The following is a 16670-nucleotide window of genomic DNA, read 5'->3' as shown; positions in this document are numbered from 1 at the left end:
CTTAGCGGTCCACGTCGGCCATAACGAAATCGATACTACCCAGGTACGCGATCAAGTCCGCGACCATGCTGCCTTTGATCACCGAAGGGATCTGCTGCAGGTGCGGGAAGCTTGGGGTGCGAATCCGGGTGCGGTAGCTCATGGTGCCGCCATCGCTCGTCAGGTAATAACTGTTGATGCCCTTGGTCGCTTCGATCATCTGGAAGGATTCGTTGGCCGGCATGACCGGGCCCCACGAAACTTGCAGGAAGTGCGTGATCAGGGTCTCGATGTGCTGCAGGGTGCGCTCTTTCGGTGGCGGCGTGGTCAGCGGGTGATCCGCCTTGTACGGGCCTTCCGGCATGTTGCGCATGCACTGCTCGATGATCTTCAGGCTCTGGCGCATTTCTTCGACACGCACGATGCAACGGTCGTAGGCATCGCCATTGGCCGCCAGCGGCACTTCGAATTCGAAGTTCTCGTAACCGGAGTACGGGCGCGCCTTACGCAGGTCGAAGTCGCAACCGGTCGAACGCAGGCCGGAACCGGTGACGCCCCATTCCAGGGCTTCCTTGGTGTTGTAGGCGGCGACGCCGATGGTCCGGCCACGCAGGATGCTGTTGTCCAGTGCGGCTTTCTGGTACTCGTCCAGACGCTTTGGCATCCACTCGATGAAATCTTTCACCAGTTTTTCCCAGCCGCGCGGCAGGTCGTGAGCGACACCACCGATGCGGTACCAGGCCGGGTGCAGACGGAAGCCGGTAATGGCTTCGATCACCGTGTACGCCTTCTGACGGTCGGTGAACGTGAAGAACACCGGGGTCATGGCGCCGACGTCCTGGATGTAAGTCCCCAGGAACAGCAGGTGGCTGGTGATCCGGAAGAACTCGGCCATCATGATGCGGATGACGTCGACCTTCTCGGGCACCTTGATGCCGGCCAGCTTCTCGACCGAGAGCACGTACGGCAGGTTGTTCATCACGCCGCCGAGGTAGTCGATACGGTCGGTGTACGGAATGAAACTGTGCCAGGACTGACGCTCGGCCATCTTCTCGGCACCACGGTGGTGGTAACCGACGTCCGGAACGCAGTCGACGATCTCTTCACCGTCCAGCTGCAGGATGATGCGGAACGCACCGTGCGCGGAAGGGTGGTTAGGACCGAGGTTGAGGAACATGTAGTCCTCGTTCGCACCGGAACGCTTCATGCCCCAGTCTTCAGGCTTGAAGCGCGCGGCTTCTTCCTCAAGCTGTTGCTTGGCCAGGGTCAGGCTGAACGGGTCGAACTCGGTGGCACGGGCCGGGAAGTCCTTGCGCAGCGGGTGACCTTCCCAGGTCGGCGGCATCATGATGCGGGTCAGGTGCGGGTGACCGGCAAAGTTGATGCCGTACATGTCCCACACTTCACGCTCGTACCAGTTGGCGTTCGGCCAGATGCCGGTCACGGTCGGCACGCTGAGGTCGCTCTCGGACAAGGCGACCTTGATCATTACGTCACTATTACGTTCGATCGACATCAAGTGATAGAACACTGTGAAGTCGGCGCCGCTTGGCAGCCCTTGACGCTTGGTGCGCAGACGCTCGTCCACGCCGTGCAGGTCATAGAGCATGACGTACGGCTTGGGCAGGTTGCGCAGGAAGGTCAGGACTTCGACGAGTTTGGCACGGGCAACCCAAAGCACCGGCATGCCGGTGCGGGTAGGCTGGGCGGTGAACGCCTCGGGGCCAAAACGGTTGTTCAGTTCAACGACCACATCCTGGTCGTCTGCCTTATAAGGCGGGATGTACAGAGCACTGCCTGTAGTCATGGTTATTTATCGCTTTCGGTCAACGTAAAGAATGAAGCCAGGTTCTCGTTCTATAAAAGAAGCAGGTCTGGATCAGACTTCGTCGGGGCTGCGCAGGTTGGTGACTGCGATTCGCTGTTCGCGGCGCTGTTCCTTTTGCGAAGGCATCTCGGCGCGGTACACGCCTTGATCGCCGACGACCCAGGAAAGCGGACGACGCTCCTGTCCAATCGACTCTTGCAAGAGCATCAAGCCTTGCAGAAAAGCTTCTGGGCGGGGCGGGCAGCCAGGCACGTAGACGTCCACGGGCAGGAACTTGTCCACCCCTTGAACGACAGAGTAGATGTCGTACATGCCACCGGAGTTGGCGCACGAACCCATGGAGATAACCCATTTAGGTTCGAGCATTTGCTCGTAGAGACGCTGAATGATCGGCGCCATCTTGATGAAGCAGGTACCGGCGATAACCATGAAATCCGCCTGACGCGGCGATGCCCGGATAACCTCGGCGCCAAAGCGCGCGATGTCGTGGGGCGCCGTGAAGGCGGTGGTCATTTCCACGTAACAGCACGAAAGACCGAAGTTGTACGGCCACAGGGAGTTCTTGCGCCCCCAGTTGATCGTGCCGTTAAGCACGTCTTCGAGCTTGCCCATGAAGATGTTTTTGTGGACTTGATCTTCTAACGGATCGGAAACGGTTTCCCGTTCGCCAATCGGATACTGCTCGTTAGGAGCATCGGGGTCGATCCTGGTGAGATTGTATTGCATTGCCAAAGCCTCATTGTTTCAGCTTCGCTTGCCGCTTCAGACGAGCTGCCGGAGCCCAGTCAAGGGCGCCCACTCGAAATAGGTAGACAAGACCTGCCAACAGAATTGCTATGAAAACGAGAGCTTCGACGAATCCGGTCCAGCCGCTTTCGCGGACGGACACAGACCAGGCAAAGAGAAAAAGGGCTTCGATATCGAAGATCACGAAGAGCATCGCGACCAGATAGAATTTTGCTGAGAGCCGCAAACGGGCGCCACCTGTAGGCAGCATGCCGGATTCGAACGGTTCGTTTTTGCTGCGGCCCCAGGCTTTTGACCCGAGGAGGCTGGAGACGCCGAGCATGAAGGCACAAAGGCCGACGACGCCCAGAAGGAAAATGGCAAAGCCCCAGTTGTGGGCCATGAGTCCTGTCGCTTCGGGCATGCTGGTAATCCTTAACAGAGAGCAAAGGTCTCTGAGCTTGAAAAGAAACAAAGCAGTGACGATATGTCGCAGCAATCAATCGCGCTGATTTTATGGCACAACACCGTGCAAGTAAAATTCCTATAGCGAAATTATTTACAGGAATAAGGACATAGCGCACCTCCAAAACCCTGTAGCCCATGCCGTTCGGGCATTAGCCGGCATTTCATCAATATTGTTTTGTAGGAAATGTAACGAACATAGCGCTCGCTAAATGATAATCAATATTGTTTGCGGCGGTTTTTAAACTGTTTAACCCGGTGAGCGTCGGAAAGTTGCCTTATATGCACGTTACTGCAAGTAGTGGGCGGGGTCGTTTTACCTTCTTTTCCTGGTCGAGAAAATGCTCTGGATCAAGGTTTTTCGCACAGTTTTGCGCTTGTCGCATTCCCCGTGGGAGCCGGGGTAGGTGGCGTTCATGGAAAACGCCAATAGGCACGCAATGCGTAAGACTGCCGCGACTTTCCGGGTTCTCTAAATGCAGCTGTGACCCCCGTCGATTACCAGATCGGCACCGGTCATCCAGGATGACTCATCAGATGCGAGCAGGATGGCAGCGCCTGCCATATCTGCAGGCATGCCAGCGCGCTGCATGGGAATCTCCTTTTTTCTGTTCTGCCATACCTCTGGGGAATCCCGCCACTGATTGGCGTTACCACTGGTCGCGGTCAGCCCAGGTGAAATCGTGTTGACTCTGATGCCATAGGGTGCCAGTTCTACGGCGCAGCTTCGTGTAAGCATGGACAGCGCTGCTTTGCTCGCCTGATAAGCTGACATTCGGCTGACCGCCTTGAAGGCACTGACCGATGAGATGTTAATGATGCTGCCGCCCTGTTTGCGAGCGATGCACTCTCTTGCAAAGCGTTGAGCCATGAAGAATGGAAAGCGGAGGTTGACCGCAAGGGTTTGTTCGTATTCTTCTTCGCTCAGCTCCAGAAATGGAGTACGGGTTATGAATGCCGGGTTATTGACGAGTATATCCACGGGGCCAATGGCTGCTTGCGCTTCTTCGAAGAGTGCATCAGTGCTAGTGCTTGCAGCATCCATAAGGGTGAAACCGGCCTGTTGGCCAAAGTGTTCAGCTAATGCAATGACTGCACGAGCCCCAGCTTCATCAGTGCGGGCGGTAATGAAAACATCGGCGCCCTGGACAATGAAAGCTTCGGCAATAGCTCTTCCAATACCAGCCGATGCGCCTGTTATAAGCGCTCGCTTCCCTTTGAGTCTTCCATTCATGATGGGTTAATACTCCGTGGTGAGAGTTTGCTGGTCGCATGCGCAAAGTATGAATGTGACGTAATACTTGAATATAGAAGGTGCTTCACTTTTTGCTGGCGTGAAGTAATTTTTCAGAAAGGTCCTACGGATCATTCATCTACCAATGTGCGAACTTTCCTAAGCGTTGGTGAACATTGATTTTATGAGATTGATCGTAGGCTGCCGTTAGGTAAATTCGGTGGCTGGATAGGTGGCATTGAAATCAGTATGGGTCTAACTCTTAAGTCTATAGAGAGAGGTCGTGTATGACTGAACAAAAAAACAAGTATATAAATACGGCCAGGTCCGTAGAGATTGGTAATCCATCCTGGGCGCTTGCGCAAAATTCGGGGCTGACCGATTTGAGTATCAAGCACGCTCAGCAGGGGCGTATGCAGGACCAGAATGGTCATTTGTTCATGAATATGTGCTCTTGTTCATATTTGGGTCTCGAGGTCGATCAGCGTCTGGCGCGACGTGCCGCAGATTATGTGTTGAGTTGCGGTACCGTGAATTTGCCTACCTCACGTATCAGAATAAGGTTGAAAGAACTCGATGAACTTGAAGACGCCTTATCGGCACATTTTAATTGTCGAGCATTCACAGCGACTTCCTGCAGTGCGGGCATCGTCGCGTCTCTGCCCCTGCTGGCAGCCGGTATGTTTACAGATGGCCAACGTCCCGTTTTGATTTTTGATAAGCATGCGCACTTTGCACTGAATCAGGTCAAGGCCATCTGTGGTGATGAAACGCAGGTTGTCACTTGTAATCATAATGATGTCGACTTTATTGAAGATATGTGCAAGCGCCATCCTTTGGTCGCGTATGTTGCTGACGGTGCTTACAGTATGGGAGGGAGTGCGCCTATTGAGCGGTTGTTGGCGTTGCAGGACAAGTATGGGATGTTTCTCTACTTCGATGACTCTCATTCATTAAGTGCCTATGGCGAGCGGGGTGAGGGCTATATTCGTACTTTCATGCCTGAGCTTAATCCACGAACCCTGTTGGTTTATTCATTGGCCAAGGCTTTTGGCGCCAATGGTGGCGGTATATTTATGTCGGAAAAGGCCAATTATCAGGAGGTTTTTCGCCGTTTTGGCGGACCGATGTCCTACTCGCAATATGTAAATCCCGCCACTGTAGGCGCGGCCATGGCTTCCCTGGATATTCACAAGACCAGTGAACTGGCCGTTTTGCAGGAAAAGCTCAGTTCCAATATTCGTCTGTTCGACAGCATGTTTGTGACGGAACACGCGGGATCGGGTTTGCCGATTCGGGTTATTCCATTGGACAGTCCGGATATGGCGATCGGCGTTTCCGAGGGGGTATTCAAGCGTGGGTATTACACTTCAGCAGTCTTCTTCCCGATTGTGGCCAGGAACAAATCCGGTTTGCGCGTGATGATGCGTGCAGACATGTCCCAAAGCGATGTTCTGGGATTCTGCTCCGCAGTTAAGGCGGAGATCGAAAGGGCTCGTCTGAACTTGAAACCAGCCCGGTATTGAGAGGCCATGATGATCAATCCCACACCAAGAAGCTTACTGTATTGCTCCGCTTTGCACCCCGAGCAATACGCTAAGAATAACCTGAGTGATGTAATGGTGATTGACCTGGAGGATGGTGTTCCACTCCCTCAGAAGGTTCAGGCACGTTTGTGTGTCGAGCAGTTCTACCGTGCCCCTGTCTCGCAGCGCACGGCGCTGCGAATTAATCCTCTGCGCGATAATCAGGGGTTGCTCGATCTGCTGCTGGTGCAGTCGCTTGAGCAGCGTCCCGAGTTCATCGTCATGGCGATGACCGAGGCGGCGGCTGAAATAGATATTGTTCGGGCCAATTTGAGCCGCGACGGAGAGAGCCCAAAGATACTGGTTACGGTTGAGACGCCAGCCTGTCTACGTGATATTCACACCATCGCGTCCAGTGCTGACGGACTGATCTTCGGCTCCGCCGACTATGCGGCCAGCCTGGGTGTCACCATCGGAGGTTGGGCCAATATGCTGCATGCACGGGCGAGCATCGTCTCGGCTGGCAGTGCGGCGAGGATCCCTGTGTTCGACACCGCCTACTTCAAACTCGATGATGAGACGGGACTTCTTCAAGAGTGCCGTGATGTCCGGGAGTTGGGTTTCAGTGGCAAGACGGCCATTCATCCAAAGCAAATATCCACTATCAATGAAGTCTTCACTCCGTCCGTCGCTGAATATGAGCATGCATTGGCAGTCGTGCAGGCTTCGGAAAACAGCGGCGAAAAAATTACGAGATTGAAGAACCTGATGGTGGGGCCTCCGTTTGTAAAACAAGCAAGAAAATTGATCCAGCGCGCTCAAGAGTTGGGTCGGTGAGGAGAAGGCAATGGAACCGATGATTCTGGCCCACGAGCGGATCGGTGAAAATCGATACCGCGAGTCTTATGGCCTGCACTACGAACAGTTTGTGGTGGGTGACATCTTCGAGCACCGACCCGGCCGTACCGTAACGGAGTTGGATAATATCTGGCAGTCATTAATAAATATGAATAACCACCCTGCGCATATCGATCTTGCTTATGCACAGCAAACCGAATTCAAAAAGTTGTTGGTCAACAGTTCGGTGACACTGTCCATTGTCAGCGGAATGACGGTGGCAACCATGAGTGCCCGCGCGATCGCAAATCTGGGCTGGGACGAGATTCGATTGCCGAACCCAGTCTATGTGGGTGACACCTTGTACGCCGAGAGTGAGGTCGTTTCCAAGCGCGAATCCCGATCGCGTCAAGGGCAAGGCATCGTCACCATCAAGGTCATTGGGCGCAAGCAGGGTGGAACACCGGTGATCACTTACTTGCGCACATTTCTAGTTCCCAAGGAAGGTGCTTCGCAGGACTACCCCGTCGGATAAGGCATCGCCATTCAGAGGTTTCTGCTCGCGGACCAGGCTGACAGGTCCCTTCGAACAGCATCAATGGAATAAGGAATTGCCATGCTGCTTTTGAACAGTGAAGACATTGGACGTTGTATTAATTTTCCAAGGCTTGTCCAGGCACTGGAGGAGGCTCATAGAGGGTTTGCGTTGGCGACCCCGGTGGTCCCGCAACGTTTGATCATTACTCATGAGCGACAAAAAGCTTTCTCGCTGTTCATGCCGGCATTTATACCCGAGAGCCAGACACTGGGGATCAAGGTGTCGTCATTTCATCCAGGCAACGCAGCGCGGGGGTTGTCGTCAGTCAATGGCGCGGTTTTGTTGATGGATGTCGAAACCGGGCAGTTACTGGCGATACTCGACGGCGCGACCCTTACCGCCATCCGTACCAGTGCCATGAGTGCCTTGGCGACGGACAAGCTTTGCCCGCTTGAGCGGCTTAATTTGGCCGTCATCGGTGCCGGTGCCCAAGCCGCGGCGCATATAAGGGCAATGGCCGCCGTCAGGGAGTTGGGGTGGATCAAGGTGTTTTCGCGCCGTTTTAACCAAAGTGTCGCTTTGGCCGAACGCCTTTCCAAAGAACTGTCGCTGCCGATCACTGCGGTCCGAAGTATGGATGAGGCGCTGGCCGATGCTGACATCGTCTGCACGACAACGTCCCATGATAGTGCGCAACCGCTGATTATGGCGCACCAACTGAAACCATCCGCCCATATAAACGCCATTGGCGGCAGTTCGCTGCTGGCGTGTGAGATCGACCCTGCAATATTGGCTGATGCTCAGGTTCATGTTGACCATCTGGGTTGCGCTCGATGTGAGTCGGGAGAAATTGCGCAGGCTTTAGCGTTATCGATGATCGGCGAAAAGGACATCCGTGAGATGAGTGCATTGGTTGCCGATCATTCTCCGCTGGCAATGCTGAAGCGTGGTCTGAGTTACTTCCGCAGCGTCGGGCATGCCAGTCAAGATATGGTGACTGCTTCCTGCATCTATGCCTTGGCCAAGGAAAAGCACATCGGCATGAGCTGCGACTATCTAAGTACTTGAGGGTAGTTAAACGGGACGTTTAAAACAGCAATCAATGTTGCCGACAGGGAAAGAGGAGCATTCATGAATATTCTGATGATCGATTCACTGCGAGTGAATTATATCGACCCGGGGGAGTACTCCTCAGGGCCAGAGCAACAGCCGTATGCCGTTGAAGTGACGTCCAATCCATCGGATGAGCAACTGGCTCGGGCCGACGGCATTATTGCCTTTCATTCGGTCGTCATCGATGAGCCATTAGTCGCCAAAATGCATCGTTGCCGTGCGTTGGTGAAGGCGACCATCGGTCTTGATGATGTGGATGTCGAGGCGTTGAGCGCGAAGGGCATTCTGCTCTCAAATATCGGTTCGGTGGGAGTAGAGGAAGTGGCGGAGCACGCCATGGCCCTCATCTTGTCAGCCCAGCGAAAGCTACTCGATTACGCCGCGCATACCAGGCTAGGCGGTTGGAGTTGGAGAGCGCATTGCGGTGAAGTCAAAGCGTGCAGCGACACGGTTCTGGGGCTGATCGGCTATGGGGCAACGGGGCAGGCATTGGCGCGCAGGGCGTCTGCGATGGGCTATCAGATCTGCTATTACGATCCTTGCGTTGAGGTCTGTGTCGAGGGCATTGCAGAGGGCGGGTCACTGGAGTCTTTGCTCGCCAAGGCAGATGTCATATCGCTGCATCTGCCCCTCACCCCCGATACCCGACACCTGCTGAACGACCGGTATTTTTCACGCATCAAGCGGGGTGTGACTCTGGTCAATACCGCGCGGGGCGCAATTGTCGATACCGACGCGCTGCTGCGGGCCTTGCAGTCTGGGCTTGTGTCCATGGCATTCCTGGACGTGCTGCAGGAAGAGCCGACTCCCCCACAGGCGTTAATCGATCATGAACGTGTATTGCTGACACCCCATGCGGCGTTTTACAGCGAGCGATCGCTGGGTCAGTTGAAGGCCAGTGCTTTGGGAACGATGTTGAGTTTGCTGCGAGGAGAAAGGGTGGATACCGTCGTCAATCCTGACTGCGCACGGATGGAGGCGAAGGGATATGCCTGAGTTGAAACTTGCAGGCCCTGAGACTTCGAAGCCTGGATTGCCGGCATGGTTCGACCAGGTGATCGGCAACAGCATTCTTCAATACGGTCAGCGGCTGGCGGCGCGGCAATTACTGGTCAATACCTTGGGTAATATTGCGATACGCAACCATTGCCCGTACTGGCGGCGAGAAGTGATCTACACCAAGCACCGAGGCGTGTCGCTGGAAGAGTGCGGTCTTGAGCATCTGGCTGTGCTGGATATGCAGTCCAATGAACTGCTGCATGGTCGTTTTCGCCCTAGCGCAGGACATCAAATGCACCGGGAAATCATGCGGTGTCGCTCTGACGTTAACGCCACAGTGCATCTTCATCCCAATGAAGTCATTTCTTTTTTTGCTGTCATGCAATGGCGTGAGATGGCGTATGTGTCCAATGACACCGCGCTGGTGATGGGCAAGCCACCGTGCATTCTTCGCGAAGGTGTGAACATCGAACTGGACGTCAGCGCCATCGGACGTTGCGCGCAGGACACCAACTGTATTGTCATGCCCGGTCATGGCATCACCAGTTTCGGCCGTGACCTGTCTGAGGCGTTTCATCGTGCTGTGGCATTCACTGCGGAAATCAGTCGGCTGATCACCAGCCAGTGTTTGTCGGCCGCCACGGGTAAGCCAGTCGTGTACGCAAACGACGACCAGGTGAGGCACATGTACGAGTTGGGTGAGGAGGTGATCTACGGGGGTGTGCACAGATGAAGGTTCATGAGCATATCAAGCGTTCCGGGTTATGGAAGGTGCCAGAACGCGACCTCTCGTCGGTGTTGCTGGATTTAAACGAAAATCAGTTTTTAAACGATTTCCTGGTGAGATTCATTGCCACCGAGTTACAGGCCCGGGATCTGTTTACCTACCCGAACTATCAGCCTCTGCTGGCCGAGCTGGCAAACTACTGCAAGGTTTCGACCGACAGCTTGTTGCTGGCCAATGGTGCGGATCAGGCAATCGACTTGGTGGTGCGCCTGCTGTTTTCGCCAGGGGATCGGGTGGTCATTCCTTCTCCGGTCTTTTCCTTCTATTACCAGATGCTTAGTGTGAATGGTGTGGAGCCAGTGATTGTGGGATTCGAGAAGCAAGCGCAGCGCTTCATTCTCCCGACCAAGGCAATCCTGGAAGCCTTGCAGACGAGCCAGGGGCTGATTCTATGCAATCCCAATAATCCGCTGGGCGCGCGAATCGACACTGAACAATTGAAGGTTCTGGTCGAGGCTTGTGTGAGGCTGAACAAGCCAGTCATTGTTGACGAGAGCTACTTTGAATATTTGCAGCAGACCTGCCTGGATGCGTTCAGCACAGTCAGGCAACTGTTCGTCATTCGTTCATTCTCCAAGTATTTCGGCCTTGCCGGATTGCGTTTGGGTTATGTCGTCACGCATCCGGAATCAGTTCGCGAGTTGTTGAAGGTGCGAGGGCCTTGGGACGTCAACCACGTAGCGGTGAAAGCTGCCCTGTTCTGTTTGAATAACCGTAAAGCACTAGAGCAAGCCCACCATGAGCTAGCGCATGTCAAAAACGAGATAATCGAGTTCTGCCGGGTTTACGGAATCGTCGTTTTCGATAGCCAAACGAACTTTCTGCTATTGGAAGACCATAGCGACGGCCGTTTGGCCAAGGCGTTCGCTCAGGCAAACATTCGCGTAAGCGACTGTTCCCAATATCCCCACAGTTTCGGGTTACTTGAAAACATTCTGCGTGTGGTCGTGCCGGCGTCTTCGGATCTCAAAGCATTCCTGATGGCGATAATGCAGGGAAGCGACAATGAGGGCGGCAGGAGTGATGTGACGGAAGCAGTTCAGTAGTGAAGCCATTGCTGATAGTGACCGGCTTGGGCACCGGGATGCGCAATATCGTGCTGCTCCGTTTGCTGTTCGTCATGGCGAATGCCTTGGGTCCCTTTGCCGCTTTGTTTTTCCAGCGTCATTACCGGCTCGATAGTTCCGGGGTGGCGTTGGTGATTACATTGATGTCGGCGTTTTTCCTGGTGGGTAACTTGTTGGGAGGAGTGTTGGTCGGACGCTATGCGTTCAGGACGCTGCTGGTCTGCTCTTCTTTTTGTTCATTTGTATGCTTGCTGTGCGGGATTTTGTTCAGCGCGCCGGTCGCATCCATTGCCATGGTTTTGCTGTTCATGTTCTGCGCGGGGCTGGTCACACCTGTGTTCAGTATCTTGACGTCCTTGACGGCTAACGATAGTAACCGCGTCGCCTCTTTTGGCTATTTGCATCTGGCCAGCAATCTGGGAGGGGCTCTGCTGTTTGTCATTGGCGGATATTTACTGGCTCTCGATAGCGTCTATCTAATGCTTTTTGCGCTGGTCACCAGTGTGTTGTGCCTGTTTTCAAGTGCCTGTCTGTCACTGCCGGAAAGCCACGGCAGCACGCCTGCAACAAGGGATACTTCAATTGGCATAATGGCTGGTATACCGCATATCGTAATTGTCGCGGGTGTCATGTTCTTTGCGTTGGCGGTGCTGGATGCGCAGCGTGAGTACCATCTGCCTTTGTGGCTTGATGTGGTAACGGCGGGGAAGGCTGCCAGCCTGTTCGGTGCGGTAGGAATCGTCAATGCGCTGCTGGTGATCCTGTTGACGCAGTCACTGATTGCGTTGACGTCGCGTTTCGAGCCGCTCACCAATTTGGCTTTTGCCGCTATTTTCTACAGTGTCGGTTTTGGCGCCTATGCCTTGTTCGAACATACGGTACTGATTCTGTTGTTTGTTTTCTTCTGGACGCTGGGTGAGATTCTCAGCGTTACCTACGTCACCGCGCTTATCTCGCAAAAAACGCCATTGCAAACGCAACCTACGCTCTTTTCTCTTGTTCCGGTCGTGCTGGCGGGGGCGAGGATGGTGTCCGTGGGGCTGGGAGCCTTGCTGATCGCTGGTGTTGGTTTCCAGTTGAGCTGGAGCCTCTATGGGGGGCTGGGCATCGTATTTGGAGGCATCTGTTTTTGGGTCGGCCACAGGACAATTGCATTGCCCCGCGTCACATCGCGGGACAGGAACTAACAAAGGAATTGTGGGTTGATCGAGTCTTGTCGCTCAGCTCCAGCACAGTTAAGGAGCTTCTATGCGAGCACAGTATGACGCGGCCTTTGTTGAACGTACGGCTCAGGCCCAATGGCTTGAAAATGATGTATTCAGGGCGGTTGAAGATGCTTGCCGGCCTAAATTCCATGCCTGCTCGATGCTTCCCTATCCATCGGGAAAGTTGCACATGGGGCATGTACGCAACTATACGATCAACGACATGCTGGCTCGCCATATGCGCATGAAAGGATTCAATGTCCTGATGCCTATGGGGTGGGATGCCTTTGGCTTGCCCGCGGAGAACGCGGCTATGAAGTCGGGTGTTTCGCCAGCGCAGTGGACACTATTGAATATCGCGGACATGAAGTCGCAAATGCTGCCTTTGGGGCTTGCCTTCGACTGGTCTCGGGAGATTGCCACTTGCGACCCTGAATACTACAAGTGGAGTCAGTGGTTTTTCCTCAAATTGCTGGAAAAGGGTGTGGCCTACAAGAAGACCCAGATAGTCAATTGGGACCCTGTCGATCAAACGGTGCTGGCCAATGAACAGGTAATCGACGGTCGAGGTTGGCGTTCGGGGGCTCTCGTCGAGAGGCGGCAGATTCCAGGTTACTACCTGCGTATAACCCAGTATGCCGAGGAATTGCTCTCGGCAATCGACACTCTGGATGGTTGGCCGGACAGGGTCCGCGCCATGCAGCGGAACTGGATAGGGAAGGTCGCAGGGGTACGTTTGGCTTTTGCCCACCGAATCCAGGACGCTGCCGGACAAGTGATCGACGAAGGCAAGCTCTGGGTATTTACCACCCGTATCGATACGCTCATGGGGGTAACCTTCTGTGCCGTATCCCCTGAACATGCACTGGCCAAACATGCCCTGGAGCTCAACCCTGGGCTGGAGCCGCAGGTGCACACCTGTCGACAAACGGCGAATTCCGGCCCATCCAGCAGCCAGAGTAAGTTGGGCGTCCCCTGTGGCTTGCATGTGGAGCATCCGTTAACCGGTGAGCCTGTCGAGCTGTGGATAACCAATTATGTGCTTGGCGAGTATGGTGACGGAGCCCTGATGGGGGTGCCTGCGCACGATGAGCGTGACTTCGAATTTGCCAATCAATATGGCTTGGCCGTCCGCCAAGTCATTGCCCGGAGTGATCACGTATTCGACCCGACGTTCTGGTCCGACAATTACACTTGTCGAGAGGGGCATCTCATCAACTCTGGTGTCTACGATGGCCTCACTGTTACAGAGGCGGCCCAGGCGATAACCGCTGCGCTGATTGGTCGCCGAATGGGTGAGAAGACTACGACTTGGCGCCTGCGCGACTGGGGGATCTCACGGCAGCGTTACTGGGGGACGCCGATTCCTGTCATCCAGTGTGAGCAATGTGGTGACGTGCCGGTGCCTTATTCGGACTTGCCGGTCGTATTGCCTACTGATTGCGTGCCGGATGGCAGCGGCAACCCGTTGCTGGCGCATAAGTCGTTTCGCGATGTGGATTGCCCACGCTGCGGAGCGGCAGCGCAGAGGGAAACAGACACCATGGATACCTTCGTCGATTCGAGCTGGTATTTCATGCGTTATTGCGATCCTGATAGCGATACCTTGATGGTGGGGCCCGGCAGTCGTTACTGGTTGCCAATCGATCAATACATCGGTGGTATCGAGCATGCGGTGTTGCATTTGCTCTATGCGAGGTTCTGGACACGAGCAATGCGTGACGAAGGGCTGGTGGATTTCAGCGAGCCGTTCAAGAACCTGTTTACCCAAGGCATGCTATTGCGTGAAAGCTATTACCGAAAAGCCGATGACGGTAGCCTGCAGTGGTTTTACCCCGCGCAGGTGGTGGTCGAGTATGACGAAAAAAGCCGTCCTCTGAGGGCTACGGCGCTTGAGGACGGTTTACCCGTCATCATCGGTGGCGTGGAAAAAATGTCCAAGTCGAAGAATAACGTCGTCGAGCCGAAAGACATCATTAACAAGTTCGGCGCTGACACCGCCCGACTTTTCACAATCTTTGCAGGTCCTCCTGATCAGAGCACGATCTGGAGCGATAGCGGCGTTGAAGGTGCCTATCGCTTTCTGCGCCGGCTCTGGAGCTTCTTCCACGACGATCAGGCTCGGCGCTGTGCAGATGATCGGGTTGGAGACATTGCTGAATCGAAACGCGTGCGCTTTGAGATGCATCGTTTGCTGCAGCAGATCAACAACGATTACGAACGGCTGCAATACAACACGGTCGTTTCGGGTGCGATGAAGATGCTCAAGGTGCTGGAGGGGGGCAGGGGTGCCGGCCCACAAGTGGCCCGCGAAGGCATGGCGATCCTGTTGCAGGTTCTGCACCCTGTGACGCCGCACATCACTCAGGTCCTTTGGACGGGGGGTGGGTTCGAAGGCGATATTTACGACAGTTCGTGGCCCATGCCGGACAGCGAAGCCTTGGAACAGGACGAAGTAAAAATGATGGTGCAGATAAATGGCAAGTTGCGCGGGCACATTATGATCGAGGCTGATGCCGAGCATGACGCCATTCGGTGCAGGGCGTCATCCGACGCAGGGCTGCGCAACCACTTGAAAGGGGCGGGCAGGATGATTGTGGTGCCCAACCGCCTGGTGAACTTCATCGTCTGAACTTTCGAGCTGGCGCACAGGAAACAAAGCGCGGTTGCCGAGGAGGTGTCACCCTGGGTCGTCGTAGATGCTGAATGTTGGACCGCTTTCGCGAGCAAGCCCGCTCCCACAAGGTTTTGCGTTGTTGGTTAAATCACGCGCAAAAAAACGCCCCGAACCAGTCGGGGCGTCAGATGTGCGGCGTTGCAGTTAGCTTTCTATTCGGTCCGCAACGGCCGTTTGCTCTGGCGAATCGGATCAGTGGAACTGTTCTTCTTCAGTCGAACCGGTCAGCGCGGTTACCGAAGACGTGCCACCTTGAATCACAGTGGTCATGTCGTCGAAGTAGCCGGTGCCCACTTCCTGCTGGTGAGCCACGAAGGTGTAACCCTTGGCAGCGTCAGCGAACTCTTGCTCTTGCAGCTTCACGTAGGCAGTCATGTCGTTACGGGCGTAGTCGTGCGCCAGGTTGAACATGCTGTGCCACATGTTGTGAATGCCGGCCAGGGTGATGAACTGGTGCTTGTAACCCATGGCAGACAATTCGCGCTGGAACTTGGCGATGGTCGCGTCGTCCAGGTTTTTCTTCCAGTTGAAGGAAGGCGAGCAGTTGTACGACAGCAGTTGGTCCGGGTATTCCTTTTTGATCGCTTCAGCGAAGCGACGAGCCTCGTCCAGATCCGGCTTGGCGGTTTCGCACCAGATCAGGTCGGCGTACGGAGCGTAAGCCAGGCCGCGAGCGATGGCCTGGTCGAGACCGGCGCGCACTTTGTAGAAGCCTTCCTGAGTACGTTCGCCAGTCACGAATGGCTGGTCGTACGGGTCGCAATCGGAAGTCAGCAGGTCAGCCGCGTTAGCGTCGGTACGGGCCAGAATGATGGTCGGAGTACCGGCAACGTCAGCCGCCAGACGGGCAGCGGTCAGCTTCTGTACAGCTTCCTGGGTAGGAACCAGTACCTTGCCGCCCATGTGGCCGCATTTTTTCACGGAAGCCAGTTGGTCTTCGAAGTGAACGCCGGCAGCGCCTGCTTCGATCATGCTTTTCATCAGCTCGTAAGCGTTCAGTACGCCGCCGAAACCGGCTTCAGCGTCCGCCACGATTGGAGCGAAGTAGTCGATGTAGCCTTCGTCGCCCGGACCTTTACCGGCTTTCCACTGGATCTGGTCAGCACGACGGAACGAGTTGTTGATGCGCTTGACCACGGTTGGAACCGAATCCACCGGGTACAGCGACTGATCCGGGTACATCGATTCGGCGGAGTTGTTGTCCGCAGCGACTTGCCAGCCCGACAGGTAGATCGCCTGGATACCGGCTTTAACTTGTTGTACAGCCTGGCCGCCGGTCAGGGCGCCCATGCAGTTGACGAAATCTTTCTCAGGACGGAAGGACGGTTTGGCGCCCTGGGTTACCAGGTTCCACAGCTTCTCGGCGCCCAATTTTGCAAAGGTGTGCTCAGGTTGAACCGAGCCACGCAGGCGGACGACGTCAGCAGCGGAGTAAGCGCGTGTCACGCCTTTCCAGCGTGGGTTTTCAGCCCAATCTTTTTCGAGGGCTGCAATTTGCTGTTCGCGTGTCAGTGCCATGGAGATAAACCTCGTCGCATAGGTCTGGGTGGAAAATTCCTGCTCCTGCCAAGTACGCAATTAGAGGGGCGTAAAAGGCTGCTCGCTGACCAGAAGCTTAGGTGGTCAAGTCGGATTCGGCGGGGGTGGCGACGGGATGAACGATGGGCTCGAGGGGAAGTGAGCAGGTAA

14 protein-coding genes are annotated in these 16670 nt (G+C 55.0%); 9 read left to right on the top strand and 5 right to left on the bottom strand.

Annotated elements, in window-relative coordinates; genetic code table 11:
- Position 1: 1 nt before the first annotated feature.
- The 4 genes from nuoC to KGB03_RS17635 form a co-directional block, all read right to left on the bottom strand.
- The gene (nuoC, locus tag KGB03_RS17650) at positions 2 to 1786 is read right to left on the bottom strand and encodes an NADH-quinone oxidoreductase subunit C/D (RefSeq protein WP_008146037.1); all 1785 of its coding nucleotides are present in this window, start codon (positions 1784 to 1786) and stop codon (positions 2 to 4) included.
- 72 nt (positions 1787 to 1858) lie between these two features.
- Positions 1859 to 2533, bottom strand: coding sequence for a NuoB/complex I 20 kDa subunit family protein (locus KGB03_RS17645; protein WP_008146035.1), 675 nt, complete (start codon positions 2531 to 2533; stop codon positions 1859 to 1861).
- Positions 2534 to 2543: 10 nt separating this feature from the next.
- On the bottom strand, positions 2544 to 2957 hold the full coding sequence (locus KGB03_RS17640; RefSeq protein WP_008146033.1) for an NADH-quinone oxidoreductase subunit A: 414 nt from the start codon (positions 2955 to 2957) through the stop codon (positions 2544 to 2546).
- Positions 2958 to 3470: 513 nt separating this feature from the next.
- Positions 3471 to 4232: an SDR family NAD(P)-dependent oxidoreductase gene (locus KGB03_RS17635; protein ID WP_218535872.1), complete on the bottom strand. Its 762-nt coding sequence runs from the start codon at positions 4230 to 4232 to the stop codon at positions 3471 to 3473.
- A gap of 287 nt (positions 4233 to 4519) precedes the next feature.
- Between KGB03_RS17635 and KGB03_RS17630 the strand changes: the two genes are divergently transcribed.
- The 9 genes from KGB03_RS17630 to leuS all read left to right on the top strand — a co-directional run bounded on the left by KGB03_RS17630 (position 4520) and on the right by leuS (position 14936).
- Positions 4520 to 5758 carry an aminotransferase class I/II-fold pyridoxal phosphate-dependent enzyme gene (locus tag KGB03_RS17630; RefSeq protein WP_218535875.1) on the top strand — a complete coding sequence of 413 codons (1239 nt, stop codon included), beginning with the start codon at positions 4520 to 4522 and terminating at the stop codon, positions 5756 to 5758.
- A 6-nt stretch (positions 5759 to 5764) separates the two neighbouring features.
- Positions 5765 to 6595 carry an HpcH/HpaI aldolase/citrate lyase family protein gene (locus tag KGB03_RS17625; protein WP_223527894.1) on the top strand — a complete coding sequence of 277 codons (831 nt, stop codon included), beginning with the start codon at positions 5765 to 5767 and terminating at the stop codon, positions 6593 to 6595.
- A gap of 10 nt (positions 6596 to 6605) precedes the next feature.
- Positions 6606 to 7130: a MaoC family dehydratase gene (locus KGB03_RS17620; RefSeq protein WP_218535878.1), complete on the top strand. Its 525-nt coding sequence runs from the start codon at positions 6606 to 6608 to the stop codon at positions 7128 to 7130.
- A gap of 81 nt (positions 7131 to 7211) precedes the next feature.
- The gene (locus KGB03_RS17615) at positions 7212 to 8201 is read left to right on the top strand and encodes an ornithine cyclodeaminase family protein (RefSeq protein WP_223527891.1); all 990 of its coding nucleotides are present in this window, start codon (positions 7212 to 7214) and stop codon (positions 8199 to 8201) included.
- A gap of 63 nt (positions 8202 to 8264) precedes the next feature.
- Positions 8265 to 9242: a C-terminal binding protein gene (locus KGB03_RS17610; protein WP_223527889.1), complete on the top strand. Its 978-nt coding sequence runs from the start codon at positions 8265 to 8267 to the stop codon at positions 9240 to 9242.
- Positions 9235 to 9978, top strand: a complete 744-nt coding sequence (locus tag KGB03_RS17605) for a class II aldolase/adducin family protein (RefSeq protein ID WP_218535885.1) — start codon at positions 9235 to 9237, stop codon at positions 9976 to 9978. The genes KGB03_RS17610 and KGB03_RS17605 overlap by 8 nt, the downstream gene beginning before the upstream one ends.
- Positions 9975 to 11078, top strand: coding sequence for a pyridoxal phosphate-dependent aminotransferase (locus tag KGB03_RS17600; protein ID WP_223527886.1), 1104 nt, complete (start codon positions 9975 to 9977; stop codon positions 11076 to 11078). The genes KGB03_RS17605 and KGB03_RS17600 overlap by 4 nt, the downstream gene beginning before the upstream one ends.
- Positions 11078 to 12286 carry an MFS transporter gene (locus KGB03_RS17595; RefSeq protein ID WP_223527885.1) on the top strand — a complete coding sequence of 403 codons (1209 nt, stop codon included), beginning with the start codon at positions 11078 to 11080 and terminating at the stop codon, positions 12284 to 12286. Before KGB03_RS17600 ends, KGB03_RS17595 begins: the two co-directional genes overlap by 1 nt.
- Positions 12287 to 12347: 61 nt before the next feature.
- On the top strand, positions 12348 to 14936 hold the full coding sequence (gene leuS, locus KGB03_RS17590; RefSeq protein ID WP_223527883.1) for a leucine--tRNA ligase: 2589 nt from the start codon (positions 12348 to 12350) through the stop codon (positions 14934 to 14936).
- 237 nt (positions 14937 to 15173) lie between these two features.
- Here leuS and aceA read toward each other — a convergent pair whose 3' ends face one another.
- Positions 15174 to 16499 (bottom strand): isocitrate lyase, encoded by a 1326-nt coding sequence (gene aceA / locus KGB03_RS17585; RefSeq protein ID WP_053121621.1) that lies wholly within the window; start codon positions 16497 to 16499, stop codon positions 15174 to 15176.
- Between the last annotated feature and the right edge of the window lie 171 nt (positions 16500 to 16670).

The sequence above is a fragment of the Pseudomonas sp. BF-B-26 genome (assembly GCF_019956495.1).
Lineage (GTDB): Bacteria > Pseudomonadota > Gammaproteobacteria > Pseudomonadales > Pseudomonadaceae > Aquipseudomonas.
Note: the sequence above shows the minus strand (reverse complement) of the source record. Positions and strands in the feature narration are given on the sequence as shown.